We start from the raw sequence: 25430 nt of genomic DNA, 5'->3' as shown, positions 1-25430 counted from the left end.
CGCCTCCGTCAGCGCGCGACCTCGGCCGGGGCCGGGGCCGGAACGTCGAGCGGGCCCGGCGGCGGCCCTTCGGCGGCCGGGTCGCGCCGGCGCAGGGCGCCGGCCCGGGCGCCGAGCCAGATGAGGAACACCTTCGGCAGGAAGACCGCGTCGGCCGCGATCATCGCCAGCGAGAAGAACGGCAGTCCGAGCAGCACCGCGATCCCGGCGTGCTCCAGCATCATCACCGCCAGCAGCACGTTCTTGATCCGCCGGTTGAACAGCGTGAACGGGAAGGCGACCTGTACCGCGACCGTCCCGTAGGTCAGCAGCATCACCATCGTCCCGCTGCCCGCCAGCATCCCGGACAGCCCCGGCCAGGGGGTGAAGTAGTCCAGGCCCAGCGGGTAGTACAGCGCGGTGCCGTCCTGCCAGCGCGAGCCCTGGATCTTGTACCAGCCCGCCGTGGCGTAGATCAGGCAGACCTCCGCCATGATCACCAGCATGCCCGCGTTGTGCAGCAGGTTCGCCAGGACGTCGAGGACGGCCCGGCCCTCCCCCTCCGGCTCGAAGCGGTCGACGAGCCACCACAGCCCGAGCACCACCCACAGCGCCGCGAAGGCGGCGAGCCAGCCGGCGCCGAACCGCCCGGTCACCGCCCCGTACGCGAAGAGCAGCCCGAGCACGCTCCACAGCACGGGCCCCGCCGCACCGGCCGAGGCCGAGCCGTGCAGCCGTGCCCGGCGGGCGTCGAGGGACCAGACCCGCGCGCACCGGGTGAGCACGAGGTACATCGCCATCAGGTGGACGACGTTGTCCCCGCCGTCCCCCATGAAGACGCTGCGGTTCTGGAGGGACAGCACGCCGATCATGAAGAGCAGGGACGTCGCCCGCGTCCGCCAGCCCAGCATCAGCAGCACGCTCGCGAGCACGGACACGCCGTAGACGAGCTCGAACCACCAGGTCGCGTCGGTCCACATCAGTACCGTGAAGGCCCGGTTCGAGGCGATCAGCCGCTCGGCCATCCCCCAGCCCCAGGGACTGTCCGGCCCGTACAGCTCGTGCCGGTGGGGGAACTCCCGCAGCAGGAAGAACAGCCAGGTCGCGGAGAACCCGATGCGCACCACGGCGCTCTGGTACGGCCCCAGCGCCCGGCCGGTGACCTGCGCCAGTGCCCGCCCGGCGGCGGCGCGGGCCCGCGCCCGCGCGCCCGGCGTCAGACCGTCCACCACGGCAGCTCCCGATAGTAGGTCCGGGTGTCGCTCTGCTCGTCGCTCCACTTCGGCGCGGCCACGGCGGTCGTCGCCGAGCGCAGCTGGATCCGTACGATCCGGTCGCCCTCCCGTTCCCGCGTCTCCAGCCGGTCCATCGCGATGCGGCGCAGGTACTCCTCCGACAAGGCGCCGCGGTCGCCGTTGGGCTTGTTGTTCTCGTCGTGGGAGCCGGTGAAGAAGTCCCAGGCCCGCCGCAGCTCGTTCTGCCGGGTGTGGCTCGGCAGCAGGTTGTGTCGGATCGCCGCGCCGTCCTCGGCGGACAGGTCGCGCCAGCCGTCGGTGGTCAGCTCGCCGCCCGGGGTCCGTACCTGGGCCCGCACCTGGACCGCGATGTTCTGTTGGAGCGGGTTGGGGGCGAAGAGCTTCCAGTTCTGTTCGAACTCGGGGTAGACCCAGGCGTCGATCGTGCTCGCGTGCCGCTTGCTGAGCGTGTTGGACGGGGCCACGTGCAGGAAGACGGCCACGAGGTGCCCGCAGGCGGCCACGGCGACGACCCCCAGCGCGAGGGCCACGACCACCCGGTACGGGGTGGACAGACCGGCGATCCCGGGCGCCCTGGGCGGCGGTGCGACGGCCGGTGGACCGGCCTCGGTGCCCCCGGGCGCACCCGGCGGGACGGCCTCCGGAACGGGCTGTTCCGAAGGCTCGCGCTCGTTCGAATCCATCCCGCCCCGATCATCCGGATTCCACAGGGTTGCCCACAGAGGTTGACACCCTACGGGCCGCCGTCTCACCATTGAAGAGGACGAACCGAACGATCGGTCGGTCGGGTGACCGGCGGCCGGCCGACAAACTCTGACAGGGGGCCCGGAATGGTCACAGTGACCCCGGAGTCTGGGCATGACGAAGCCCTGGGGGCCGACCTCGGGGCCCAGCTGCTGGCTGCCTTCGACGCCGCCGTCGCGGCGGACGAGCGAGTGGAGCCGCGCGACTGGATGCCCGACGAGTACCGCGCCTCCCTGGTCCGCCAGATGGCCCAACACGCGCATTCCGAGATCATCGGGATGCAGCCCGAGGCCAACTGGATCACCCGCGCGCCCTCGCTCCGCCGCAAGGCGATCCTGATGGCCAAGGTCCAGGACGAGGCCGGCCACGGCCTGTACCTGTACAGCGCCGCGGAGACCCTCGGCACCAGCCGCGACGAACTGCTCGACAAGCTCCACTCGGGCAGGCAGAAGTACTCGTCGATCTTCAACTACCCCACCCTGACCTGGGCCGACGTCGGCGCGATCGGCTGGCTCGTGGACGGCGCGGCGATCACCAACCAGGTTCCGATCTGCCGCTGCTCCTACGGCCCGTACGCCCGCGCCATGGTCCGGATCTGCAAGGAGGAGTCCTTCCACCAGCGCCAGGGCTTCGAGCTGCTGATGGCGCTCTCGAAGGGCACCGCGGAGCAGCACGCGATGGCGCAGGACGCCGTCGACCGCTGGTGGTGGCCCTCGCTCATGATGTTCGGCCCGCCGGACGACGAGTCGGCGCACTCCGCGCAGTCCATGGCCTGGCGGATCAAGCGGCACTCCAATGACGAGCTGCGCCGGCGGTTCGTGGACATCGCCGTGCCGCAGGCCGAGGCGCTGGGCCTGACGCTGCCCGACCCGGACATCAAGTGGAACGAGGAGAGCGGACACCACGACTTCGGCGCCATCGACTGGGCCGAGTTCTGGGACGTCCTCAAGGGCAACGGCCCCTGCAACGAGGAACGCCTCACGCGCCGCCGCACGGCCCACGAGGAAGGCGCCTGGGTCCGCGACGCGGCCGCGGCGTACGCCGAGAAGCAAGCGAGCAAGGCAAGCACCGAAAGCGAGGCACGGGTATGACGCAGAACTGGCCCCTGTGGGAGGTGTTCGTGCGCTCGCGCCGAGGCCTCTCGCACACGCACGCCGGAAGCCTCCACGCACCGGACGCGGAGATGGCCCTGCGCAACGCCCGTGACCTGTACACGCGGCGCAACGAGGGCGTCTCGATCTGGGTGGTGCCCTCCACCGGGATCACCGCCTCGTCCCCCGACGAGCGGGACCCGTTCTTCGCCCCGTCCGCCGACAAGCCGTACCGGCACCCCACCTTCTACGAGATCCCCGAGGGGGTGCGTCACCTGTGACCGGCACCGACACCACCACCGCGACCGGCCCCGCCGCGCTCCGCGCCGCCACCCTCGCCCTCGGCGACGACGCGCTGATCCTGTCCCACCGCCTCGGCGAGTGGGCGGGTTACGCTCCCGTCCTGGAGGAGGAGGTCGCCCTCGCCAACATCGCCCTCGACCTGCTCGGACAGGCCCGCGTCCTGCTCTCCATGGCCGGGGACGAGGACGAGCTGGCGTTCCTGCGCGACGAGCGGTCCTTCCGCAACCTCCAACTGGTCGAGCAGCCGAACGGCGACTTCGGCCACACCATCGCCCGCCAGCTCTACTTCTCCCTCTACCAGCACGAGCTGTACACGGTGCTGGCCGCGGGCGACGGCCCGTTCGCCCCACTGGCGGCCAAGGCCGTCAAGGAGACCGCGTACCACCGCGACCACGCCGAGCAGTGGACGCTGCGGCTCGGTGACGGCACCGAGGAGAGCCGCGCCCGGATGCTGACCGCGCTGACCGCGCTGTGGCGGTACACCGGGGAGATGTTCCGGCCGATCGACGGGCTCGACGGCGTGGACTGGCAGGCCCTGGAGCAGCGCTGGCTGGCCGCCGTGGGCGACGTCCTGGAGCGGGCCGGGCTCGCCCTGCCCGAGGGTCGGCGCACGGGCGCCTGGGCCGCCGGCGCCGGCCGCGAGGGGCTGCACACCGAGTCGTTCGGGCGGATGCTCGCGGAGATGCAGCACCTGCACCGCAGCCACCCGGGAGCGTCGTGGTGAGCACCGGCACGGAGATGACCCGGCTGGAGGCCGAGCTGGCCGACCTGGCCGGGTCGGTCCCCGACCCGGAGCTGCCCGTGCTCAGCCTCGCCGAGCTCGGCGTCATGCGCGGGGTCCGGATGCACGGCGACGGGCACGTCGAGGTCACCCTCACCCCGACCTACACCGGCTGCCCGGCCATCGAGGCCATGTCCGACGACATCCGGCGCGTGCTGACCGACCACGGCATACCGGAGGTCCGGGTCCGGACGGTCCTGGCCCCCGCCTGGTCGACCGACGACATCAGCGCCGAAGGCCGCCGCAAGCTGGCCGAGTTCGGCATCGCCCCGCCCCGCCCCCACTCCGCCGGCGGACCGGTCCCGCTCACCCTGTCGGTCCGCTGCCCCCACTGCGGATCGACCGACACCGAGCTGCTCAGCCGGTTCTCCTCCACCGCGTGCAAGGCGCTGCGCCGCTGCGTCGCCTGCCGTGAACCGTTCGACCACTTCAAGGAGCTCTAGATGGCCGTGTCCCCGCCGTCGCCCACACCGGTGTCCGCGCGCCCCGCACGACACGGCGCGTTCCACTCCTTGACGGTGGCGGCGGTCGACCGGCTCACCGACGACTCGGTGGCCCTGACCCTGAGCGTGCCGCAGGAGTTGCGCGCCGAGTACCTCCACGCGCCCGGCCAGCACCTCACCCTGCGCCGGCGCGGCCCCGAGGGGACGGAGGTCCGCCGGACCTACTCGATCTGCTCGCCCGCGCCCGACGCCGCGGGTCCCGCGCTGCTGCGGGTCGGGGTGCGGCTGGTGGAGGGCGGGGAGTTCTCCACGTTCGCGCACAAGGAGATCGCCGCCGGCGACGTGCTCGACGTGATGGTCCCCGCCGGACGGTTCGTGCTGGACCCGGCGGCCGCGCCGGCCGCCGCGCACTATGCGGCGATCGTCGGTGGGAGCGGCATCACCCCGGTGCTGTCGATCGCCGCCTCGCTGCTGTCGGCCCGGGCCGACGCCCGCTTCTGCCTGGTGCGCAGCGACCGTACGGCCGCCTCGACGATGTTCCTGGAGGAGGTCGCGGACCTCAAGGACCGCTACCCGGACCGCTTCCAGCTGGTGACCGTCCTGTCCCGGGAGGAGCAGGAGGCGGGGCTGCCGTCCGGGCGGCTGGACGAGGAGCGCCTGACGGCGCTGCTGCCCGCGCTGCTGCCGGTGGCCGAGGTGACCGGCTGGTTCCTGTGCGGTCCCTACGGCCTGGTGCAGGGCGCGGAACGCGCCCTGGGCGCCCTGGGCGTCGGCCGGGCCCGGGTGCACGAGGAGATCTTTCACGTCGAGGACACCGCCCCGGCCGCCCCGGTCCGCGCCGCGGCCGCCACCCGCGGCCGCGTCACGGCGCGGCTCGACGGCCGCTCGGGCACCTGGCCGGTCGAGGACGGCGAATCCCTGCTGGACGCGGTGCTGCGCAACCGCGCGGACGCCCCGTACGCCTGCAAGGGCGGGGTGTGCGGGACCTGCCGGGCGTTCCTCGTGTCGGGCGAGGTCCGGATGGACCGCAACTTCGCGCTGGAGACGGAGGAGACCGACGCCGGCTTCGTACTGGCCTGCCAGTCGCACGCGGTGACGGAGGAAGTGGAGATCGACTTCGACCGCTGACCCGACCGGACCGCGTGTCCCGGGCTGCGCCTTCTCAGGGCTGTGCATGTTGAGGGCTGTGCATGTTGAGGAACCTGTTCTATCTTGACGCTCCGTCAGACCTGAACGGGATCCGGTGCACTCGGGAGGACAGGCAGTGGACTTCACCTTCACCGAGGAACAGCAGGCGGCCGTCGAGGCGGCGAGGGCCGTGTTCGCGGACGTCGCCCCCGACGGCGTGCCCAGTCCCGCGCTCTCGCCCGGGGCCGTGGCCGACGACTTCGACCGCCCCCTGTGGGCCAGGCTCGCCGGATCCGACCTGCTGAGCCTGGTCCTCGCCGAGGAACACGGCGGGGCGGGGCTCGACGCCATCGCCCTGTGCCTGGTGCTCCGCGAGGCGGCGAAGGTGCTGGCCCGGGTACCGCTGCTGGAGCACTGCGCCACCGCGATGGCCGTCCAGGCCCACGGCAGCCCCGAGTTGGCGTCCGCCCTGCTGCCCGGCGCCGGTCGGGGCGAGATCGTCCTCACCGCCGCCGCGCACGGACGCACCGGCCATGATCCCGCCGAACTCGCCGTCTCCGCACGGCGCGACGGCGCTCACTGGGTCCTGGACGGGGTGCAGACCTCCGTCGCCTGGGCACACAACGCCGACTGGATCGCCGTCCCGGCCCACGTCGGGGAGGGCGAGGCCGTCCTCGCGCTGGTGCCGCGCACCGGTGAGGGAGTGACCCTCGCGGACCAGTACTCGACGAGCGGGGAGCGGCTCGCCGAGCTCTCCCTGGACGGCGTACGGGTGCCCGCCACGCACCTCGTCGAGGCGCCCGACGCCTGGGACGGGCTCCGCCGGCTGCTGACCACCGGGACGTGCGCGCTCGCGCTCGGGCTGGGGGAGGCCGTGCTCGCGATGACCAGCCAGTACACCGGCAAACGCGAGCAGTTCGGCTTCCCCGTGGCCACCTTCCAGGCCGTGGCCGTCCAGGCGGCCGACCGCTACATCGACCTGCGGGCCATGGAGGTGACCCTCTGGCAGGCCGCCTGGCGGCTCGAATCGGCGACGGCCGGCGCGGGCGGGCCGCTGCCGATCGCCGGCGACGTCGCGGTGGCCAAGATCTGGGCCTCGGAGGGCGTACGCCGGGTCGTGCAGACCGCCCAACACCTGCACGGAGGCTTCGGCGCCGACACCGACTACCCGCTGCACCGCTACCACGCCTGGGCCAAGCAACTGGAACTCCAGCTGGGCCCGGCCGCGGCGCACGAGGAGGCCCTGGGCGACCTGCTGGCCGCCCACCCCCTCGCCTGAGCGAACCCCTGCGGGGGCAACCCCCGAAGAGGGTGAACCCCCGCGGAGCGGGCTACAGCACGAAGGCCGGGTTCCCGTTGTCCGTCACCATCGGGCGCCCGGCACCGTCCCAGGCCTGCATGCCGCCGTCGATGTTCACGGCGTCGATGCCCTGGCGCACCAGGTACTGGGTGACCTGCGCGGAGCGCCCGCCGACCCGGCACATCACGTGCACCCGGCCGCCGTCCTCGATGGCCTCGGTCAGCTCACCGAAGCGGGCGACGAAGTCGCTCATCGGGATGTGCAACGCGCCCTCGACATGTCCGGCCGCCCATTCGTCGTCCTCACGGACGTCCAGGACAAAGCCTTCGGAGGGCACCGCGGCGGCGTCCACCGAGGGAAGCGGTCCGAAGTTCATAGCTGTCGCCTTCTCTCGTCACGAATCCGGCTGCCAACCTATCCGACCGCCCACCGCCGCCCCAGCCACCCGAAGCGGCCCCACCTGCGCGCGAGGCGTCTCCCGGCACACCGCGACGCCGCACCGGCACACCGCGACGCCGCGCCGAACCGCCCGCGAGCGCCGCGCGCGCCGGCCGGACCGGCCGGCTCCGCGCCACCCGGCCGGCTCCGCGCTACCCGGCCAGTTCGGCGAGCTCCGACTCCCGCTCGGACACCCGCTCCAGCAGCTGCTCCGCGATCTCCTCCAGCAGCCGGTCCGGATCCTCCGGCGCCATCCGCAGCATCGACCCGATCGCGCTGTCCTCCAGCTCCCGCGCCACGGCCGCCAGCAGCTCCTTGCGCGCCGCCAGCCACTCCAGCCGGGCGTACAGCTCCTCGCTCTCGCTCGGCCGGGCGGCCTCCGGCACGGGGCCGGCCGCCCACTCCTCGGCCAGCTCGCGCAGCGCCTGTTCCTCGCCCCGCCCGTAGGCCGCGTTGACCCGCACGATGAACGCGTCGCGTCGCTCGCGCTCGGTCTCGTCCTGCGCGAGGTCGGGGTGTGCCTGGCGGACCAGCTCGCGGTAGAGCTTGCGCACCTCCTCCGACGGTCGCACCCGCTCCGGCGGCCGCACGGACCGCTCGGTGAGCATGGCGGACGCGTCGTCGGACATCCCGTCCGAGTCCAGCCAGTCGTTGAACAGCTCGTCGACACCGGGCATCGGCATCACCAGCGCGCGTGCCTCGTGTGCCCGCCGCAGATCCTCGGGGTCGCCGCTGCGCGCCGCCTTGGCCTCCGCGATCAACGCGTCCAGCTCGTCGAGGCGCGAGTACATCGGTCCGAGCTTCTGGTGGTGCAGGCGGGAGAAGTTCTCGACCTCCACCCGGAAGGTCTCCACCGCGATCTCGAACTCGATGAGCGCCTGCTCGGCCGCCCGCACCGCCCGGTCCAACCGCGCCTCGGGCCGCTCCTCACCGGCCCCGACGGCATCACCGGCCCCGACGGCATCACCGGCTCCTGCGGCGTCACCGACCCCACCGGCGTCACCGGCAGCGTCGGAGCCACCGGCGTGACCGGACGCACCGGCCCCACCCGCGCCGACACCGGCGCCGGTGGACTCGACGGGCTCTTCGGGAACTGTCTGGTCGCTCTGCTCGGTCTGCTCGCTCACCCGGCCACCCTAAGGCCGGTCCGGCCGGGCCGATGTTTCACGTGAAACACTCAGACCCCGGCCTCGGCCGCGATCCGTCCCCTGCGCACGGCCGTCACCAAGACCTCGTGATCGGCCTCGCTGCGGTCCGCGTAGGCCACCGCGAAGTCGGCCATCGCCTCGTCCAGCTCCTCGTTCTTGCCGCAGTACCCGGCCAGCAGTCGGGGATCGACGCTGTGCGCGTGCGCCCGGGCCAGCAGGGCCCCGGTCATCCGGCCGTAGTCGTCGATCTGGTCCACGGCCAGCGCCGCCGGGTCCACGCTGCCCTTGCGGTTGCGGAACTGGCGCACCTGGAACGGCCGCCCCTCCACCGTGGTCCAGCCCAGCAGGATGTCCGAGACCACCTGCATCCGCTTCTGACCGGCCACCACCCGCCGCCCGTCGTGCTCCTCCGGCGCCGCGTGGAAGCCCAGCGCGGGCAGGTGGGGCAGCAGTACCGAGGGCCGGGCCTCCTTCACCTGGAGCACCAGCGGCTCTCCCCGGTGGTCCAGCAACAGCACCACGTACGAGCGCGTCCCGACGCTCCCGGTCCCGACCACGCGGAAGGCCACGTCGTGGACCGCGTACCGGGCCAGCAGCGGCAGCCGGTCCCCCTGAAGGGTGTGCAGGTACGGGCCGAGCGAGGCCGCCACGGCCGCCGCCTCGGCGTCGCCGACCCGGCGCAGCACGGGCAGCGCGTCCACGAAGCGGCGTCGTCCGTCGGTCCCGACCTCCGTCGACCGGGCGGCGAACCGGGCCGAGGTGTTGTTCCGGGCCTTCTCCGAGACCCGCTCCAACGTGCCGAGCAGATCGCGGGCGTCGGCGTGCGAGACCAGTTCCTCGTCGGCGATGGCGTTCCAGGCGTCCAGCGCCGGCAGCTTGGCCAGCAGCCGCAGGGTCCGGCGGTACGCGCCCACCGCGTCCAGGGCCGCGGCCCGGCAGGTGTCCTCGTCGGCCCCGGCCACCCGGCCCGCCAGCACCAGCGAGGTCGCGAGCCGCTTGACGTCCCACTCCCAGGGACCGAACTCGGTCTCGTCGAAGTCGTTCAGGTCGATGACCAGTCGCCCGCGCGCGTCCCCGTAGAGGCCGAAGTTCGCCGCGTGCGCGTCACCGCAGATCTGCGCGCCGACACCGGTCACCGGACCGCCGGACAGGTCGTGCGCCATCAGACCGGCCGCCCCGCGCAGGAACGCGAAGGGGTTGGCGGCCATCCGCCCCACCCGTATCGGCGTCAGCTCGGCGACCCGGCCCACATTGGACTCCTCGACGGCCCGCACGGCGTCGGGCCGGTCGGTCGGGGGCTCGAACCGCGCGTGCGCCGCACGCGGCACCCGCTGCCGCAGCGCCTTGCCGGCCTCCTTGGGGGAGCCCCCCTCGACGCGGGGGGCGAACCCCTCCACCACCGGGATCCGCCCGCCGTCCGTCACGTCAGTCGCTCTCTCGCGCTGCCCCGGTACCGCCGCCATGCCTGCCGCCCCCACCCGTCACGTCGTTCTCGGCCACATCGTCGATGCGGGCCCGACCGTATCTAGAGGCCCGCGTCCCTGGCCAGCAGGGCCGCCTGTACCCGGTTCTCGCACTCCAGCTTGGCCAGGATCCGGCTGACGTAGGTCTTCACCGTGGCCTCGCTCATGTGCAGTCGTCGTCCGGCCTCCGCGTTGGACAGTCCCTCGCCGAGCAACGCGAGCACCCCGCGTTCCCGCTCGCTCAGCCCGGCCACGCGTCGGCGGGCCTCCTCGCCCCGCCCGGTGGACTGCCCGGAGGCCAGCTGATCCACCACGTGCCGGGTCGCCGCGGGCGAGAGGTAGGCGTCGCCGGCCGCCGCGGCCCGTACCGCGCCGATCAGTTCACCCGGCGCGGAGTCCTTCAGCAGGAACCCGGCGCCACCCTCGCCGAGTGCGCGCAGGACGTTCTCCCGCTCGCCGAAGGTGGTGAGGATCAGGGCCCGGACCTCGGGGACGGCGCGGCCCAGTTCACCCAGGGCCGTCAGCCCGTCCATCACGGGCATCTGGATGTCGAGCAGCACCACGTCCGGGTGGTGCGCCCGGGCCAGTTCCACCGCCTCCCGGCCGTTGGCCGCCTCCGCCACGACCTCGATGTCCGAAGCCGAGGTCAGGATCATCCTTATGCCCGCCCGGATCAGCGGCTCGTCGTCGGCGATCACGACGCGGATCACTCTGGGTGTCACCCGTGCTCCTACTGCTTGACCTCGTACGTCTGTTTGTCGACGAGCTTCCCGTCCTTGAAGCAGAACCGGTAAACCGTATCGGTGTTCAGGCGCGTCTCCTCCGTGGAGAGCAGCGCCACGCAGTCCGTGCCGGGCGGCTGCTTCGGCCCCTTCCCCGTCAGGCCCGACGTGAGGATGCTGTCCCCGTCGGGAAGGCGCCCGCGGACCGCGTCCTCCGCCTCGCCCACGTGCGTCGCGTCGTACTCGGACTCGCTGATCATGGCGTTGTTCGCGGAACCCACCAGCAGGGCCACGCCCGCCCCGATCACGATGACGAGCAGGATCACCGCGGCGACCGCGATGCCGCAGCCCAACGCGACCCCGCCGGTGCGGCTGCGGACCGCCAACTCCCGGTCGACGGCCGCCCAGTCCATCGGCGGCGCGCCCTTGAGACCCATCGCCTGCGTCTGCTGCCCGAAGTCGTCGGCCATGTCCTCGACCGTCCCGGCCGGTTCCGCGCCGTACGGCAGGACGCCCGCCACCCGGAACCCGCCGCCCTCGGTGGCCCCCGTGTGGACCATGCCGCCGACCAGCCGGGCCCGCTCGCGCAGCCCCGTCAGCCCCTGCCCGCCGGACACCACCTCGCCGGCTCCCGGGCCCTCCGCCGGGCCGTTGGCGATCTCCACCACCAGGGAGTCGTCCTCGTACCGCAGTTCCACCGTGATCCGCGCCCCCGGCGCGTGCTTGTAGGCGTTGGTCAGCGCCTCCTGCGCGATCCGGTACGCCGCGTGGTCGCACGCCGCCACCAGCGGCCGCTGCCGGCCCGAGACGGTCAGCCGGACGTCCGTGCCCGCGATCCGGGCCGCCTCCACGATCCCGGCGATGCCGGCCACCCCGCGGGCGGCGGGCTGCGACGCCTCCTCCATCGGGACCGGTGCCTCGACCCCGTCACGCAGGATCCCGACCACCTCGCGCAGTTCGTGCATCGCGGCCACCGAGGCGTGCCGCAGCACACCCACCGCCTCGCGCTGCCGGTCGGTGAGTTTCGGGTCCACCTCGAGGGCGCCGGTGTGCACGGAGATCAACGCGAGTTGGTGGCCCAGGCTGTCGTGCATGTCCTGCGCGATGCGCTGCCGTTCCCGCAGCCGCGCCTGCCCGGCGACCATCGCCCGCTCGCGCATCAGTTGTCCGTTGCGCTCCTGGAGGGCGCGCAACAACGTACGGCGCTGGGACCAGTACCGGCTGGCGAGACCCGGCATGACCGTGACGGCCAAGAACATCAGCGTGGAGAACACGATCGTCAGCAGGAGGCGCGTGTGCGACCACTCGACCACCACGCTGAAGCCGACCTCGGCGACGAAGGCGGCCGTGAAGGCTCCCAGGGCCCGACCGACGTCCTCGATCCGGCGCCCCGCCGACCAGCCCAGCAGGGCCGTGATCAGGAACGTTCCGGGCAGGAACGGCGAGACCGCCGCACCCACGATCAGCGTCGTGGCGGGCAACCGCCGGCGCAGCAGCGTCAGCGCCACCACCACGAGAGCACCGGTCAGCATCCGCAGCGTGGTGCCGTTGTCCAGCTCCTCGATCCCCAGGCCAAGCAGGGCGACCACCCCGGCCAGCGCCAGGTCCCCCGCCACCGTCCGAGGGGACCAGGGCTCCGGCCCCCTCAGCCAGTCCCGGCCCGCCCGCATCCTCGCCGTCGCTTCCACGCGCCCGACCCTAGACACCCGCACGCGTCGCCCACCGCTCTCTTTCGTCGCGCCCCGCCCGACGAAAGTCTGACGACGGCGAGAAGACCCGGGGGAGAGAGCGCCGTCACACATCGACTTCCGGACATGACGAAAGAACCCCCACTCCGGATCTCTCCGGAGTGGGGGTTCTCTCAATTCGCACCGAGTGGTTCGAGAACCATTCGAAGTGGGCGAGGGGGGATTTGAACCCCCACGTCCCGAAGGACACTGGCACCTGAAGCCAGCGCGTCTGCCGTTCCGCCACTCGCCCGAGCGGCTACCAGTGGATCTTCCCTTTCGGGCCGTTCCCCTGGCGACGTCGAAAGATTAGCACGCCAGACGGGGTGGAATCACATCCCATTTCCCGCTCCCCCCACCTCACCCTCGACAGCCCCTCCCGCACTCCCGTCCCGGTGCGGGACACTGTCCCTCGAGCGCCCCTACGATCGCTTGTGAGGACCAACACTCCTCGGCACGAGGCCGAAGGGGAACCAGCCGAATCCGCCACGCGTGGATACGATCAGTAAGCAGTACAGGGCGACAACGACGGAGGAGGTGCCCCATGGGAGTCCTGAAGCGGTTCGAGCAGCGACTCGAAGGTCTGGTGAACGGCACCTTCGCCAAGGTGTTCAAGTCCGAGGTCCAGCCGGTGGAGATCGCCGGCGCCCTCCAGCGGGAGTGCGACAACAACGCCACCATCTGGAACCGCGAGCGGACCGTCGTACCCAATGACTTCATCGTGGAACTCAGCGCCGGCGACTACGACCGCCTGAGTCCCTACTCCGGTCAGCTCGGCGACGAGCTCGCGGGCCTCGTCCGCGACTACGCCAAGCAGCAGCGCTACAGCTTCATGGGACCGATCAAGGTCCACCTGGAGAAGGCCGACGACCTCGACACGGGCCTCTACCGCGTCCGAAGCCGTACGCTCGCCTCCAGCACCTCACAGCCCGGCGGCGGCCCCCAGGGGCAGGCCCCGGCTCCCGACAGCCCGCAGGGCGGATACGGGTACCCCCCGGTCGCCGCCCCGCCCATGCCCAGCGCCCCGCCCCCCGGCGGACCCGGCGCCCGCAGGGCCGCCCCAGGCGGCCCCGGCGGAGCGGCCCCCATGACTTCCGGCGGCGCAGGCACCACGCGCCGCTGGATCGAGATCAACGGCACCCGCCATCAGATCTCGCGCGGCACGCTCGTACTCGGCCGAAGCACCGAGGCCGATGTGCGGATCGACGACCCCGGCGTTTCCCGCCGGCACTGTGAGATCCGGACCGGAACGCCCCCGACGATCCAGGATCTGGGGTCCACCAACGGCATCGTGGTGGACGGGCAGCACACCACCCGCGCTACGCTCCGCGACGGCTCGCGGATCGTCGTGGGCAGCACCACCATCATTTATCGGCAAGCCGAAGGGTGAAGCGGGGGCAATGTCAGAGCTGACCCTGACGGTCATGCGGTTGGGTTTCCTGGCCGTCTTGTGGCTGTTCGTCATCGTGGCCGTCCAGGTCATTCGCAGCGACCTCTTCGGAACGCGAGTCACGCAACGCGGCTCCCGCCGGGGCGGCGCCAACAGCGCTCCGCAACAGGCGGGGCGGCAGTCCGCGCCGCCGCAGCAGCGCCAGCGGCGCGGTGCGCCGACCAAGCTGGTCGTCTCGGAGGGCACCCTCACGGGCACCACCGTGGCCCTCGCCGGGCAGACGATCACGCTCGGCCGCGCACACGACTCCACGATCGTGCTGGACGACGACTACGCGTCGAGCCGTCATGCCAGGATCTACCCGGATCGTGACGGCCAGTGGATCGTCGAGGATCTCGGGTCCACCAACGGCACGTATCTCGACCGGACCCGGCTGACCACCCCGACGCCCATCCCGCCGGGCGCCCCGATCCGCATCGGCAAGACCGTCATCGAGCTGCGGAAGTAGTACGAGAATGAGCGAGCGGAGCGAGCGAGCCGCGGCGGTCCGTCCCACCGGGGACTGCGACCGGAGCGCGCTCCCGACCGGAGGGTGGGCAGTGTGGCTCGAGACCGGTTGTACCCGGAGGCATCGTCGACAGGGCAGGTGCGCATGAGTCTGTCCCTGCGGTTCGCCGCCGGATCGCACAAGGGCATGATCCGCGAGGGGAACGAGGACTCCGGCTACGCCGGTCCCCGTCTCCTCGCGATCGCCGACGGCATGGGCGGCCAGGCCGCCGGTGAGGTCGCGAGCTCCGAGGTGATCTCCACGCTCGTGCAGCTCGACGACGACGTCCCGGGCTCCGACATCCTCACCGCGCTCAGCGTGGCCGTGCAGCGCGCCAACGACCAGTTGCGCGTCATGGTCGAGGAGGACCCCCAGCTCGAAGGCATGGGCACCACGCTCACCGCCCTGCTGTGGACCGGTCAGCGGCTCGGCCTCGTGCACGTCGGCGACTCCCGTGCCTACCTGCTCCGCGACGGTGTCCTCACGCAGATCACCCAGGACCACACCTGGGTGCAACGGCTCGTCGACGAGGGCCGGATCACCGAAGAGGAAGCCACCACCCACCCGCAGCGCTCGCTGCTGATGCGTGCGCTCGGCAGCGGCGACATCGTCGAACCCGACCTGTCGATCCGCGAGGTCCGCGCCGGCGACCGCTACCTCATCTGCTCCGACGGGCTCTCCGGCGTGGTCTCCCACCAGACCCTGGAGGAGACCCTCGCCGACTACCACGGCCCCCACGAGACCGTGCAGGCGCTGATCCAACTCGCCCTGCGCGGCGGCGGACCCGACAACATCACCTGCATCGTCGCCGACGTCCTCGACACCGACAGCGGCGACACCCTGGCCGCCCAGATCAACGACAGCCCGGTCGTGGTGGGCGCGGTCGCCGAGAACCAGCACCAGCTGTTCGACGGCAACGCCATGCAGACCCCGGCCGGTCGCGCCTCCGGGCTCGGCCGCCAGGCCTCCCCGCCCGCGGGCTCCTTCGGCCCTCCCGGCAGCGGCGAGGCCACCGGTTACGGCTACCCCGAACAGGAGCAGGGCCAGGGCGGCGGCGCGTACGGCGGCTTCGGCGAACCCGACGCCTACGACGCCGAAGAGGACACCTACGACCACCCGCGCAGACGTCGCGGCAAAGGGCGCAAGTGGACCGTGCGCACGCTGCTCCTGCTGCTCGTGGCCGGGCTCGTCGGCGGCGGCGTGTACGCCGGGCACCGGTGGACGCAGACCCAGTTCTACGTGGGCGTCAAGGACGAGCACGTCGCGCTGTACCGCGGCATCAGCCAGAACCTCGCCTGGATCCACCTCTCGAAGGTCGAAGTGGATCACCCCGACATCGAACTCAAGTACCTGCCGCCCTTCAAGCGCAAGCAGGTCGAGGCCACCATCAGCGAGGACAGCCTCGACGGGGCACGTCAGAAGATCGACGAGCTCAGCACGCAGGTGTCCGCCTGCAAGAAGGACGAAGCCCGTCGCGCCGCCGAGGCGAAGCCCAGCACGACACCCGGCCCCAGCCTGACTGCCGCCGAGCAGCAACTGGCCGGCCAGTGCGAAAAGCAGTAGAGATACGCGGGCGCAGGGGGCCTGCCACACCATGAGCGTTGTCACCAACACGACCACCATCGGCGCCATCGAGGCGCCGAGCCGGCGGAACACCGAGCTCCTGCTGCTCGGCTTCGCCGTGGTCATCCCGATCTTCGCCTACGCCAACGTGGGCCTGGCCATGAACGGCTCCCTGCCCCCGGGCATGGTGACGTACGGCCTGGGCCTCGGCGTCCTGGCCGGTCTCGCGCATGTCGCCGTGCGTCGCTACGCGAAGTACGCCGATCCACTGCTGCTGCCGCTCGCCACCCTGCTCAACGGCCTCGGGCTGGTGCTGATCTACCGGCTCGACCAGTCCGAACGGCTGCAGAACCTCGCCAAGCGGAGCTTCGGCGCGTTCTCCGAGTCGGCGCCGCGGCAGATGATGTACACGGCGATGGCGCTGGCCATGTTCGTGGGCGTGCTGCTGGTCCTCAAGGACCACCGGGTGCTCCAGCGGTTCACGTACATCTCGATGGCGGCCGCGCTGGTCCTGCTGATCCTGCCCGTCGTCCCGGGTCTCGGCGCCGACGTCTTCGGCGCGAAGATCTGGATCAGCGTCGGTGGTTTCTCCATCCAGCCGGGCGAGTTCGCGAAGATCGTGATCGCGATCTTCTTCGCCGGCTACCTGATGGTCAAGCGTGACGCCCTGGCCCTGGCCAGCCGCCGCTTCATGGGTCTCTACCTGCCGCGCGGCCGAGACCTCGGCCCGATCCTGATGATCTGGGCGATGAGCCTGCTCGTCCTCATCTTCGAGAACGACCTCGGTACCTCGCTGCTGTTCTTCGGCATGTTCGTGATCATGCTGTACGTCGCCACCGAGCGCACGAGCTGGATCGTCATCGGTCTGCTCATGTCGGTCGGCGGCGCCGTCGTCGTCGGCACCACCGCGAGCCACGTCAAGGCCCGTGTGGACGCCTGGCTCGACCCCTTCGCCTGCTACGCCAAGTCCGGTGCCTGCGAGCAGGTCGGCCAGTCGATCATGAGCTTCGGTTCCGGTGGTGTGCTCGGCACCGGCTGGGGACAGGGCAACTCCGACCTGATCGGCTTCGCCGCCAACTCCGACTTCATCTTCTCCACGGTCGGCGAAGAACTCGGCCTGGCCGGCGTGATGGCCTTCCTGCTGATCTACGGCCTGATCATCGAGCGCGGTGCCCGCACCGCCCTCGCCGCCCGGGACCCCTTCGGCAAGCTGTTCGCCATCGGTCTCTCCGGCGCCTTCGCGATCCAGATCTTCGTCGTCGCCGGCGGAGTCATGGGCCTCATCCCCCTCACCGGCATGACGATGCCCTTCCTCGCGTCGGGCGGCTCCTCCGTCCTCGCGAACTGGGTGCTCATCGCCATCCTCATCCGGATCAGCGACACCGCACGGCGCCCCGCTCCGGCTCCCGCCCCGTCCCCCGACTCCGAGATGACCCAGGTGGTTCGTCCGTCATGAACAAGCCCCTGCGTCGCATCTCGCTGTTCTGCGGTCTCCTCGTCCTCGCGCTGCTCGTGCGGACCAACTGGTTGCAGTACGTCCAGGCCGAGGACCTCAGCACGCGCAAGGAGAACCGCCGGGTCCAGATCGCCCAGTACGCCACGGAGCGCGGCAACATCATCGTCGGGGGCAAGCCGATCACCGGCTCCTCCGTGACCGACGGCAGCGACTTCAAGTACAAGCGGACCTACCTCGACGGCCCGCTGTGGGCGCCCGTCACCGGGTACGCCTCGCAGGCGTTCGGTTCCACCCAGTTGGAGAGCCTGGACGACGGCATCCTCACCGGCAACGACGACCGGCTGTTCTTCGACCGCACCATCGGCATGTTCACCGGCGAGAAGAAGCAGGGCGGCAACGTCGTCACCACCCTGAACGCCGCCGCGCAGAAGGCCGCGTTCGAGAAGCTGGGCAACAAGAAGGGTGCCGTCGCGGCGCTCGACCCGCGCACGGGCGCCATCCTGGCCCTGGTCAGCACGCCCTCGTACGACCCGTCCAGCTTCGCCGGCTTCTCGAAGAACGACGAGAAGGCCTGGGTCCAGCTGAAGGACAGCGAGGACAAGAACCTCGTCAACCGCGCCCTGCGCGAGACCTACCCGCCGGGCTCCACCTTCAAGGTGGTCACGGCCGCCGCCGCCCTGGAGCACGGCGTGGTGAGCGACGTCAACGCCGCCACGGACACTCCCGAGCCGTACATGCTGCCGGGCACCCGGACCCCGATGGTCAACCACGCGAGCGGCTGCGAAAAGGCGACGCTGAACTTCGCGCTCCAGGTCTCCTGCAACTCCGTGTTCGCGAACATGGGCGACAAGGTCGGCCGCGACAAGATGGTCGAGACCGCCCAGAAGTTCGGCTTCAACAGCACCGTCGACACCCCGGTCCGCGCCTTCGCCAGCGTCTACGACAAGACGATGGGCAAGGACGGCAACGCGCAGAGCTCCATCGGCCAGTTCAACACCGCCGCCACCCCGCTCCAGATGGCCATGGTCACCGCCGCCATCGCGAACGACGGCAAGCTGATGAAGCCGTACATGGTCGACGAGCTGACCGCTCCCAATCTCGACACCGTCGAGAAGCACGAGCCGCAGGAGATGAGCCGCCCGCTCTCCGCCGCGAACGCGCAGAAGGTCCAGCAGATGATGGTCAACGTCGTCGAGAAGGGCACGGGCACCCCGGCCAAGATCAAGGACGTCGTCGTCGGCGGCAAGACCGGCACCGCGCAGCACGGCGAGAAGAACGCCAAGCGCCCCTACGCCTGGTTCATCTCCTACGCCGAGAACCCGGACGGCACCTCGCCCGTCGCCGTCGCCGTCGTGATCGAGGACAGCGCCGCCGAACGCGAGGACATCAGCGGCGGCGGCCTGGCCGCGCCCGTCGCGAAGGCCGTCATGGAAGCCGTACTGAAGAGCAAGGGATGAGCGTCCGCCGGCACGGCGGGGAGGGTGATCCGGACCACTGATCCGGTCCGGATCGGAGCGTACGGTACCGGTCGGGTATCAGCCTGTGGTCACGAACCGATCACCCACGATCGGCCGGTAGCCTTTGCGCGAACAGCACACCGCCGGACCACACACCGGTGCGGTCGGGACTGACGGAGAGGGCTGCAAGTTATGGAAGAGCCGCGTCGCCTCGGCGGGCGGTACGAGCTGAGCCACGTGCTCGGCCGTGGTGGCATGGCCGAGGTCTACCTCGGTCACGACACCCGGCTCGGCCGTACCGTCGCCGTGAAGACCCTGCGAGCGGACCTCGCCCGCGACCCGTCCTTCCAGGCCCGGTTCCGCCGCGAGGCCCAGTCCGCCGCGTCGCTGAACCACCCGGCGATCGTCGCCGTCTACGACACCGGCGAGGACTACGTCGACAACATCTCCATCCCGTACATCGTGATGGAGTACGTCGACGGGTCCACCCTGCGCGAGCTGCTGCACTCCGGGCGCAAGCTGCTGCCCGAGCGCACGCTCGAAATGTGCATCGGCATCCTCCAGGCCCTGGAGTACTCCCACCGCGCCGGCATCGTGCACCGCGACATCAAGCCCGCGAACGTGATGCTGACCCGCACCGGCCAGGTCAAGGTCATGGACTTCGGCATCGCCCGCGCCATGGGCGATTCCGGCATGACCATGACGCAGACCGCCGCCGTCATCGGCACCGCCCAGTACCTCTCCCCGGAGCAGGCCAAGGGCGAGCAGGTCGACGCACGCTCCGACCTCTACTCGGCCGGCTGCCTGCTGTACGAACTCCTCAGCGTCCGGCCGCCGTTCGTCGGCGACTCCCCCGTGGCCGTCGCCTACCAGCACGTCCGGGAGGAGCCGCAGCCCCCCTCGAACTTCGACCCCGAGATCACGCCCGTGATGGACGCCATCGTCCTCAAGGCCCTGGTCAAGGACCCCGACTACCGCTACCAGTCCGCCGACGAGATGCGCGCGGACATCGAGGCCTGCCTCGACGGCCAGCCCGTGACCGCGACCGCCTCCATGGGCGCGGCCGGCTACGGCTACCCCGACCAGGGCGGCTACGGCCACCAGGGGGGCTACGACCAGCCCACCACCGCCCTGCGCACGGCGGACTCCGGCCAGACGTCGATGATGCCGCCGACGGGTTCGGGCGACGGCGGGTACGGGTACGGCGACCAGGGCGGCTACGACCAGGGCCACGGCCGCCGGCCCCAGAAGAAGAGCCGCGCCTCGACGATCCTGCTGGTCCTGGCGGGCATCCTCGTCCTGGTCGGCGCCATCCTCATCGGCAGGACCCTCTTCGAGGGGAAGGGCGCCGACAACCGGCCCAGCGTGCCCAAGCTGGTCGGCGACACCCTGGCCGCGGCCCAGGAACGGGGCAAGAACATCGGCCTCCAGGTGGTCCAGGGCGGCGAGATGGAGTGCGACAACCAGCCGAAGGGCAAGATCTGCGAGCAGGATCCGGCCGCCGACACCAAGGTGGACAAGGGCAGCAGCGTCACCGTCAAGATCTCCTCGGGCGCGCCCAAGGTGGCCGTCATCGACGTGCGCAGCCTGGAGTTCGACAAGGCCGAGGCGGATCTGAAGGCCAAGGGCTTCGAGGTCCAGAAGAAGACGGTGGAGTCGGACCGTCCCGCGGGCATCGTCCTCGAACAGGACCCGAAGTCGGGCACCGAGGCCGAGAAGGGTTCCACGGTCACGCTGACGGTGGCCAAGGAGTTCTCGAAGGGCACGGTCCCTGACCTCACCGGCAAGAACCAGGCCCAGGCCGCGAAGGCCCTCCAGGACGCCAAGCTGAAGCTGGGCAGCGTCACCGAGGAGGACGCCCCCGCCGGCACGCCGGCGAAGACGGTCTTCAAGCAGCAGTACAAGCCGGGCGAGGCCTTGGACAAGGACACCACGGTCAACATCACCGTCGCCAAGGAGCAGGTGGCCCCGGTCGCCGTGCCGGCGCTGACCGGTCAGACCGTGGGTCAGGCGAAGCAGACCCTCCAGGGGGTCGGCCTGTCCTTCGGCGCGGTGCTCAGCGGTCCGTCGGAGGACGACGCGGTGGTGTTCGACTCCAACCCCGGCGTCGGCAGCCAGGTCCCGGGCGGCACCGTCATCAACGTCCGTACCTTCCCCAAGGGCGGCGGGAACAACGGCGGCAACGGGGGCAACGGCGGTAACAACGGCGGCAACGGGGGCTTCATCGGCGGCCTCGGCCGCTGATCGACCCCACCCCGCCGGCGCGACACGCAGAAGGGCCCGGCCCCCTCCCGATGGGAGGGGGCCGGGCCTTTCCGTCACGTGTGCCCCAGAGGGGCTCACAGGCCCCTTCCAGGGCCGTCCGGGGGATACCCCGGGCCCCCGGGGCCGGGATGCCCCGGGGGCCCGGGGCGGGACCTCAGCGCAGTTCCGCCGGCGGGGTGCGGTCGCCGTCCACCTTCTCGGTCCGCTGCAACTCGCCCCAGACGATGTACCGGTACTTCGAGGTGTACACCGGTGTGCAGGTGGTGAGCGTGATGTAGCGGCCGGCGACGGTCCGGCCCGACTCCTTGGGGATCGGGCTGAGCACGTCCACGTTGTACTTCGAGGTCTGGCGCAGCTCCGCGAAGACCTTGTACACGTACCAGGTGTCGCGCGTCTCGAAGACGATCGCGTCGCCGTTGCGCAGCTTGTCGATGTCGTGGAACTTGGCGCCGTGCCCGTCCCTGTGTGCCGCCAGCGAGAAGTTGCCCTTGGCGTCCCACGGCAGCGCGGACTTGACCGGCTCCGTGTAGTAGCCGGCGACCCCGTCGTTCAGGACGTCCGGGGCGATGCCGGGCTTGACCAGCACCTCGCCGTTCTTCATCGCGGGCACGTGCAGGAAGCCGATGCCGCCCTGGGTGTCGAGCGCCCCCGGCGCGGCGGGCTTCTGGTCGGAGGGAGCGGGCGTGCGCTGCCACTGCTCGCGGACGGCGTCGCCCTTGGCCGACGCGTGCCGGTCGGCGAGCACGTTCGTCCACCACAGCGAGTAGGCGACGAACAGGCCCAGGACCAGTCCGACGGTGATCAGGAGTTCGCCCAGCAGGCTCAGGAAACCGGCGAGCACGCCGCGGTTGCGGGTCGGCGGTGCGGAACGGCGACGGCGGGCACGGGACACTGCGGATTCGTCCTCTACGACGTACGAGCGCTCGGGCGGCTCTTCACGGGCTCTTCAGCGCGGGCGGAGCGCCCTGGCTGCGGGGGCGTTCCTCGACCATCCTGCCCCATACGATCATCCGGTAGGTGCTGGTGAACTCGGGGGTGCAGGTCGTCAGTGTGAGGTACCGGCCCGGGGTCGTGAAGCCGGAACCCTCCGGCACGGGCTTGATCACCGACACGTTCGCGGGCGAGGTCTGCGCCAACGCCGAGGTCATCTCGTACGTGTAGTACGCGTCGCGCGTCTCCACCACGATCGGGTCCCCGGGCACCAGCTTGTTGATGTAGCGGAACGGCTCCCCGTGGGTGTTCCGGTGCCCGGCCACCGCGAAGTTGCCCTGCTTGTCCGCCGGCATCGCCGTCTTCAGCACGCCCTCGGAGTAGTGCCCGACCAGCCCCTTGTCCAGCACCTTGGGCTTGCTGATGCCCTCGGCCACCGGCACCTTCACGTCCAGCTTCGGGATGTACATGATCGCGAAGCCCTGTCCCGGCTCGAAGGCCTCGACCTGCGGCGCGGCGGCGGCGCCCGGGTTGCGCTCCCAGTTCTGGCGCAGCGATCCGGCGGCTCCGTCCACCGCCCGTTCCGCCAGCAGGTTCGTGTACCAGAGCTGATAGGTGACGAACAGCAGCATCACGAGGCCCGTCGTGATGAACAGCTCCCCGAGCGCCCGGCTGAGCACCACCAGCGGGCCGCCCGAGCGCGGGGGCCGACGCCGGCGCCCGCCCCGCCTGCGCCCCCGCGCGTGAGAGCGCTTCGCGGCCTCCTGTGCCGCCCTGCGCCGCGCGGCCCGTCCCTCCGTGGGCACGGACGGCGCGACCGCCGTCACGCGACGGCCTTGCCCACCACCGGGGCCAGCCCCACCGAACGCCCGACGGCCCCGGTGTCACCGCAGCGCACGAGCCAGTTGGCGAGCATCCGGTGGCCCCACTCGGTCAGGACCGACTCGGGGTGGAACTGGACGCCCTCGACGTCGTGCTCCCGGTGCCGGAGCCCCATGATGATGCCGTCCTCGGTGCGCGCGGTGACCTCCAGCACGTCCGGCAGGGTCAGCGGCTCGGCGGCGAGCGAGTGGTAGCGGGTCGCGATGAACGGTGAGGGCAGTCCCTCGAAGACCCCGAGCCCCTCGTGCGTCACGGGCGAGGTCTTGCCGTGCAGCAGCTCGGGCGCCCGGCCCACGACCCCTCCGTAGGCGACGGCCATGGACTGCATGCCGAGGCAGACGCCGAAGACCGGCACACCGGTCTCCGCGCAGTGCCGCACCATGTCGACGCAGACGCCGGCCTCCTCGGGGGTACCGGGTCCGGGCGACAGGAGCACCCCGTCGAAGCCGTCCTGCGCGTGCGCGAGCTCGACCTCGTCGTTGCGCAGCACCTCGCATTCGGCGCCGAGCTGGTAGAGGTACTGGACCAGATTGAAGACAAAGCTGTCGTAGTTGTCGACAACCAGAATGCGCGCGCTCACGGAGTGGCTCCCGATCCCTCGTCCACCGTCACATCGTTGAACGGAAGGAGCGGCTCGGCCCAGGGGAAGACGTACTGGAAGAGCACGAAGACCACCGCGAGGACCAGTACGAGAGAGATCAGCGCGCGGACCCACGCGTTGCCGGGCAGGTGCCGCCAGATCCAGCCGTACATTCCGTCCGCGTCCCTTTCGTCCCACGCACCGCGGGGGCGGTACCGCAACAGACTAAAGGCAGCGGCCCGACGACAGGGGTCAGCTCGACAAACCCTCGGGTTCGCCCTCGGCGGCTGCCCGGGTGCCCGTGAGTTCGGCCCAGACGATCAGCCGGTGGCTGTGGCCCCATTCCGGATCGCAGGTGGTCAGGGTCAGGTAGCGGCCGGGGGTGGTGAAGGGGGAGCGGGCGGGCACCGCGTCGACCACCCCGGTCTCGTCGGGCAGGGTGCGCAGCGGCGCGGCCCGGACGGTGTACGTGTACCAGGTCGTCGCGTCCTTGAGGATCACGTCGTCCCCCGGGCGCAGCTCGGGGATGTCCTTGAAGGGGTCCCCGTAGGTCCGCCGGTGCCCGGCGACCGCGAAGTTCCCGCTCTCGCCGAGCCGGCCGCTGCCCGGGTAGTGGCCGAGGCCCTTCTTGAGCAGCTCGGTGCCGGTGCCCTCCAGCACGGGCTTGTTCCAGTCCCGGCCGAAGCGGGGCACGTACATCTCGGCGAAGGCCCGGCCCTCGGGGATCCGCGCGGGTGCCGGCCGCGTCGAGGGGCTCGTCGAGGGACTCGGGGCGGCGGTCGTCGGCGCCGGAGCGGGTGCGGGTGCGTGGGCGGCGGGGGCGGGGGCGGGGGCGGGGGCGGCCCAGCGGTCGCGCATCCGGGCCATCTCCGCGTCCATGGCCCGGTCGGCCTTGACCCCGGTCCACAGGAGCACGTACGCGACGAACAACACGATCACCGTGCCGACGGTCAGACACACCTCGCTGAACGTCCGTACCAGCAGCCGCAGTACGACGTCAGGGCGTGGCGGATTCCACGGGCTTCGCATAGTGGAGGTCCACTGTGCCGGAGTAGGCGGGGAGTGTCAGCTCCTTGTGCTCCTCCACTTTCCAGCCGAGCCCGTACGCGTTCACGTACAGCTGGTAGTTCTGCAGGGCGGGCGAGGCCGCCAGGGCCTTGCGCAACGCGCGCGGGTCGCCGACCGCGGACACCTTGTAGGGGGGCGAGTAGACCCGGCCCTGGAGGATCAGCGTGTTGCCCACGCAGCGCACGGCGCTGGTGGCGATCAGCCGCTGGTCCATGACCTCGATGCCCTGGGCGCCGCCGAGCCACAGCGCGTTCACCACGGCCTGGAGGTCCTGCTGGTGGATGACGAGGTCGTTGGGCTGCGGTTCGGGAACGTTGGGGATGCGGGCCGTGGCGTTCGGCGGCGCGTCGTTGAGCGTGACCGTCAGACCCTTGCCGGACAGCTCCTCGGTGCCCGAGGCTGTGCGCAGGGCGGCCAGCTTGGCGTCCTCGGCCCTGGTGCTCCCGTCGTCGCGCTCCGCGAGGGCGTCCACCTGGTCGCGCACGGCCGCGGTGGTCCGCTCCAGCTCCGCGTTGTCCTGGCTGCGCTCGTGGATGAGGTCGGACAGCTTCAGGAGTGAGCCGTCCGTGCGAATGTTCGTACCCTTGGACGTGTTGAAACTGGTGACGAAGATGAGGCCGGCCAGGGCGAAAACGGCAGCGGTCAACAACCGGACGGGCCTGGCCCGGCCACGGGGACCCGCGGAGGAGTCGTCGGAATTGCTCAACGTAGCCTTCTCCTTCAACGCCACAGGTCCACTACGCTAACGGACGCCCGGGGCAGGCAAGGT

Annotated in this window: 24 protein-coding genes, 1 tRNA gene and 1 pseudogene; 12 read left to right on the top strand and 14 right to left on the bottom strand. The window is 71.3% G+C overall.

The features are described from left to right. Window positions 1-8 precede the first annotated feature (8 nt). Together OG906_RS17860 and OG906_RS17855 are read right to left on the bottom strand one after the other, a co-directional pair. Entirely contained in the window at window positions 9-1211 is a 1203-nt protein-coding gene (locus tag OG906_RS17860; RefSeq protein ID WP_329444001.1) for an HTTM domain-containing protein, read from the bottom strand. Continuing rightward, entirely contained in the window at window positions 1196-1918 is a 723-nt protein-coding gene (locus tag OG906_RS17855; protein ID WP_329443999.1) for a DUF5819 family protein, read from the bottom strand. The genes OG906_RS17860 and OG906_RS17855 overlap by 16 nt, the downstream gene beginning before the upstream one ends. Before the next feature lie 147 nt (window positions 1919-2065). On the opposite strand from OG906_RS17855, the gene paaA reads away from it, so the two are divergent. The 6 genes from paaA to OG906_RS17825 all read left to right on the top strand — a co-directional run bounded on the left by paaA (window position 2066) and on the right by OG906_RS17825 (window position 7004). Beyond that, entirely contained in the window at window positions 2066-3070 is a 1005-nt protein-coding gene (paaA, locus tag OG906_RS17850; protein WP_329443997.1) for a 1,2-phenylacetyl-CoA epoxidase subunit PaaA, read from the top strand. Then, window positions 3067-3351 carry a 1,2-phenylacetyl-CoA epoxidase subunit PaaB gene (paaB, locus tag OG906_RS17845; RefSeq protein ID WP_053675581.1) on the top strand — a complete coding sequence of 95 codons (285 nt, stop codon included), beginning with the start codon at window positions 3067-3069 and terminating at the stop codon, window positions 3349-3351. The genes paaA and paaB overlap by 4 nt, the downstream gene beginning before the upstream one ends. Then, window positions 3348-4097: a 1,2-phenylacetyl-CoA epoxidase subunit PaaC gene (gene paaC / locus OG906_RS17840; RefSeq protein WP_329443992.1), complete on the top strand. Its 750-nt coding sequence runs from the start codon at window positions 3348-3350 to the stop codon at window positions 4095-4097. The genes paaB and paaC overlap by 4 nt, the downstream gene beginning before the upstream one ends. Window positions 4098-4111: 14 nt before the next feature. Then, entirely contained in the window at window positions 4112-4597 is a 486-nt protein-coding gene (paaD, locus tag OG906_RS17835) for a 1,2-phenylacetyl-CoA epoxidase subunit PaaD (RefSeq protein ID WP_329448055.1), read from the top strand. Further along, window positions 4598-5725 (top strand): 2Fe-2S iron-sulfur cluster-binding protein, encoded by a 1128-nt coding sequence (locus tag OG906_RS17830; protein WP_267829059.1) that lies wholly within the window; start codon window positions 4598-4600, stop codon window positions 5723-5725. It abuts the gene before it with no gap. Between the two features lie 136 nt (window positions 5726-5861). Beyond that, window positions 5862-7004, top strand: coding sequence for an acyl-CoA dehydrogenase family protein (locus OG906_RS17825; protein WP_329443989.1), 1143 nt, complete (start codon window positions 5862-5864; stop codon window positions 7002-7004). 52 nt (window positions 7005-7056) lie between these two features. Here OG906_RS17825 and OG906_RS17820 read toward each other — a convergent pair whose 3' ends face one another. From OG906_RS17820 to OG906_RS17795, 6 genes are all read right to left on the bottom strand, one after another. Beyond that, window positions 7057-7401, bottom strand: coding sequence for a rhodanese-like domain-containing protein (locus OG906_RS17820; protein ID WP_267801881.1), 345 nt, complete (start codon window positions 7399-7401; stop codon window positions 7057-7059). A gap of 214 nt (window positions 7402-7615) precedes the next feature. After that, complete coding sequence (locus tag OG906_RS17815; RefSeq protein WP_329443985.1) at window positions 7616-8590, bottom strand: J domain-containing protein; 975 nt, start codon at window positions 8588-8590, stop codon at window positions 7616-7618. A 50-nt stretch (window positions 8591-8640) separates the two neighbouring features. Continuing rightward, a complete protein-coding gene (locus OG906_RS17810; RefSeq protein WP_329443983.1) occupies window positions 8641-10074 on the bottom strand; it encodes a DUF2252 domain-containing protein in 1434 nt (477 codons plus the stop codon). 62 nt (window positions 10075-10136) lie between these two features. Beyond that, a complete protein-coding gene (locus OG906_RS17805) occupies window positions 10137-10796 on the bottom strand; it encodes a response regulator transcription factor (RefSeq protein WP_324289622.1) in 660 nt (219 codons plus the stop codon). Window positions 10797-10804: 8 nt separating this feature from the next. After that, window positions 10805-12466, bottom strand: a complete 1662-nt coding sequence (locus OG906_RS17800) for a sensor histidine kinase (RefSeq protein WP_329448054.1) — start codon at window positions 12464-12466, stop codon at window positions 10805-10807. A gap of 227 nt (window positions 12467-12693) precedes the next feature. Beyond that, window positions 12694-12776 (bottom strand) — tRNA-Leu (locus OG906_RS17795). 291 nt (window positions 12777-13067) lie between these two features. On the opposite strand from OG906_RS17795, the gene OG906_RS17790 reads away from it, so the two are divergent. The 6 genes from OG906_RS17790 to pknB all read left to right on the top strand — a co-directional run bounded on the left by OG906_RS17790 (window position 13068) and on the right by pknB (window position 21180). Further along, complete coding sequence (locus OG906_RS17790; protein WP_267798987.1) at window positions 13068-13913, top strand: FhaA domain-containing protein; 846 nt, start codon at window positions 13068-13070, stop codon at window positions 13911-13913. Window positions 13914-13923: 10 nt separating this feature from the next. After that, window positions 13924-14421, top strand: coding sequence for an FHA domain-containing protein FhaB/FipA (locus OG906_RS17785; RefSeq protein WP_053675567.1), 498 nt, complete (start codon window positions 13924-13926; stop codon window positions 14419-14421). A gap of 144 nt (window positions 14422-14565) precedes the next feature. Beyond that, entirely contained in the window at window positions 14566-16023 is a 1458-nt protein-coding gene (locus OG906_RS17780) for a PP2C family protein-serine/threonine phosphatase (protein WP_267798988.1), read from the top strand. 31 nt (window positions 16024-16054) lie between these two features. Further along, entirely contained in the window at window positions 16055-17479 is a 1425-nt protein-coding gene (locus OG906_RS17775; RefSeq protein WP_267798989.1) for an FtsW/RodA/SpoVE family cell cycle protein, read from the top strand. Beyond that, window positions 17476-18936 (top strand): peptidoglycan D,D-transpeptidase FtsI family protein, encoded by a 1461-nt coding sequence (locus tag OG906_RS17770; RefSeq protein ID WP_267798990.1) that lies wholly within the window; start codon window positions 17476-17478, stop codon window positions 18934-18936. Before OG906_RS17775 ends, OG906_RS17770 begins: the two co-directional genes overlap by 4 nt. A gap of 192 nt (window positions 18937-19128) precedes the next feature. Then, complete coding sequence (gene pknB / locus OG906_RS17765) at window positions 19129-21180, top strand: Stk1 family PASTA domain-containing Ser/Thr kinase (RefSeq protein WP_329443977.1); 2052 nt, start codon at window positions 19129-19131, stop codon at window positions 21178-21180. Between the two features lie 175 nt (window positions 21181-21355). Here the strand turns inward: pknB and OG906_RS17760 are convergent, their stop codons facing one another. The 6 genes and pseudogenes from OG906_RS17760 to OG906_RS17735 form a co-directional block, all read right to left on the bottom strand. After that, window positions 21356-22093 (bottom strand): class E sortase, encoded by a 738-nt coding sequence (locus OG906_RS17760; RefSeq protein WP_329443975.1) that lies wholly within the window; start codon window positions 22091-22093, stop codon window positions 21356-21358. 43 nt (window positions 22094-22136) lie between these two features. Then, a pseudogene (locus OG906_RS17755) lies at window positions 22137-22814 on the bottom strand (class E sortase); the annotation flags it as partial. A 140-nt stretch (window positions 22815-22954) separates the two neighbouring features. Further along, window positions 22955-23593 (bottom strand): aminodeoxychorismate/anthranilate synthase component II, encoded by a 639-nt coding sequence (locus OG906_RS17750; RefSeq protein WP_329443973.1) that lies wholly within the window; start codon window positions 23591-23593, stop codon window positions 22955-22957. Then, window positions 23590-23766, bottom strand: coding sequence for a hypothetical protein (locus OG906_RS17745; RefSeq protein ID WP_030011120.1), 177 nt, complete (start codon window positions 23764-23766; stop codon window positions 23590-23592). Before OG906_RS17745 ends, OG906_RS17750 begins: the two co-directional genes overlap by 4 nt. 79 nt (window positions 23767-23845) lie before the next feature. Next, window positions 23846-24622: a class E sortase gene (locus OG906_RS17740; protein WP_329443971.1), complete on the bottom strand. Its 777-nt coding sequence runs from the start codon at window positions 24620-24622 to the stop codon at window positions 23846-23848. Continuing rightward, the gene (locus OG906_RS17735; protein WP_329443969.1) at window positions 24591-25367 is read right to left on the bottom strand and encodes a DUF881 domain-containing protein; all 777 of its coding nucleotides are present in this window, start codon (window positions 25365-25367) and stop codon (window positions 24591-24593) included. The genes OG906_RS17740 and OG906_RS17735 overlap by 32 nt, the downstream gene beginning before the upstream one ends. Between the last annotated feature and the right edge of the window lie 63 nt (window positions 25368-25430).

Origin of the sequence: Streptomyces sp. NBC_01426, from assembly GCF_036231985.1 — a bacterium.
GTDB lineage: Bacteria > Actinomycetota > Actinomycetes > Streptomycetales > Streptomycetaceae > Streptomyces.
This window is presented reverse-complemented; position numbering and strand designations above follow the sequence as displayed.

Excerpts from the sequence above, each read along its gene's own strand:
- paaA (WP_329443997.1), top strand. The coding sequence starts at position 2,066 with ATGGTCACAGTGACCCCGGAGTCTGGGCATGACGAAGCCCTGGGGGCC.
- OG906_RS17770 (WP_267798990.1), top strand. The coding sequence starts at position 17,476 with ATGAACAAGCCCCTGCGTCGCATCTCGCTGTTCTGCGGTCTCCTCGTC.
- paaD (WP_329448055.1), top strand. The coding sequence starts at position 4,112 with ATGACCCGGCTGGAGGCCGAGCTGGCCGACCTGGCCGGGTCGGTCCCC.
- OG906_RS17740 (WP_329443971.1), bottom strand. The coding sequence starts at position 24,622 with ATGCGAAGCCCGTGGAATCCGCCACGCCCTGACGTCGTACTGCGGCTG.
- OG906_RS17855 (WP_329443999.1), bottom strand. The coding sequence starts at position 1,918 with ATGGATTCGAACGAGCGCGAGCCTTCGGAACAGCCCGTTCCGGAGGCC.
- paaB (WP_053675581.1), top strand. The coding sequence starts at position 3,067 with ATGACGCAGAACTGGCCCCTGTGGGAGGTGTTCGTGCGCTCGCGCCGA.
- OG906_RS17810 (WP_329443983.1), bottom strand. The coding sequence starts at position 10,074 with ATGGCGGCGGTACCGGGGCAGCGCGAGAGAGCGACTGACGTGACGGAC.
- OG906_RS17830 (WP_267829059.1), top strand. The coding sequence starts at position 4,598 with ATGGCCGTGTCCCCGCCGTCGCCCACACCGGTGTCCGCGCGCCCCGCA.
- OG906_RS17820 (WP_267801881.1), bottom strand. The coding sequence starts at position 7,401 with ATGAACTTCGGACCGCTTCCCTCGGTGGACGCCGCCGCGGTGCCCTCC.
- OG906_RS17745 (WP_030011120.1), bottom strand. The coding sequence starts at position 23,766 with ATGTACGGCTGGATCTGGCGGCACCTGCCCGGCAACGCGTGGGTCCGC.
- OG906_RS17780 (WP_267798988.1), top strand. The coding sequence starts at position 14,566 with ATGAGTCTGTCCCTGCGGTTCGCCGCCGGATCGCACAAGGGCATGATC.
- OG906_RS17775 (WP_267798989.1), top strand. The coding sequence starts at position 16,055 with ATGAGCGTTGTCACCAACACGACCACCATCGGCGCCATCGAGGCGCCG.
- OG906_RS17790 (WP_267798987.1), top strand. The coding sequence starts at position 13,068 with ATGGGAGTCCTGAAGCGGTTCGAGCAGCGACTCGAAGGTCTGGTGAAC.
- OG906_RS17785 (WP_053675567.1), top strand. The coding sequence starts at position 13,924 with ATGTCAGAGCTGACCCTGACGGTCATGCGGTTGGGTTTCCTGGCCGTC.
- pknB (WP_329443977.1), top strand. The coding sequence starts at position 19,129 with ATGGAAGAGCCGCGTCGCCTCGGCGGGCGGTACGAGCTGAGCCACGTG.
- OG906_RS17800 (WP_329448054.1), bottom strand. The coding sequence starts at position 12,466 with ATGCGGGCGGGCCGGGACTGGCTGAGGGGGCCGGAGCCCTGGTCCCCT.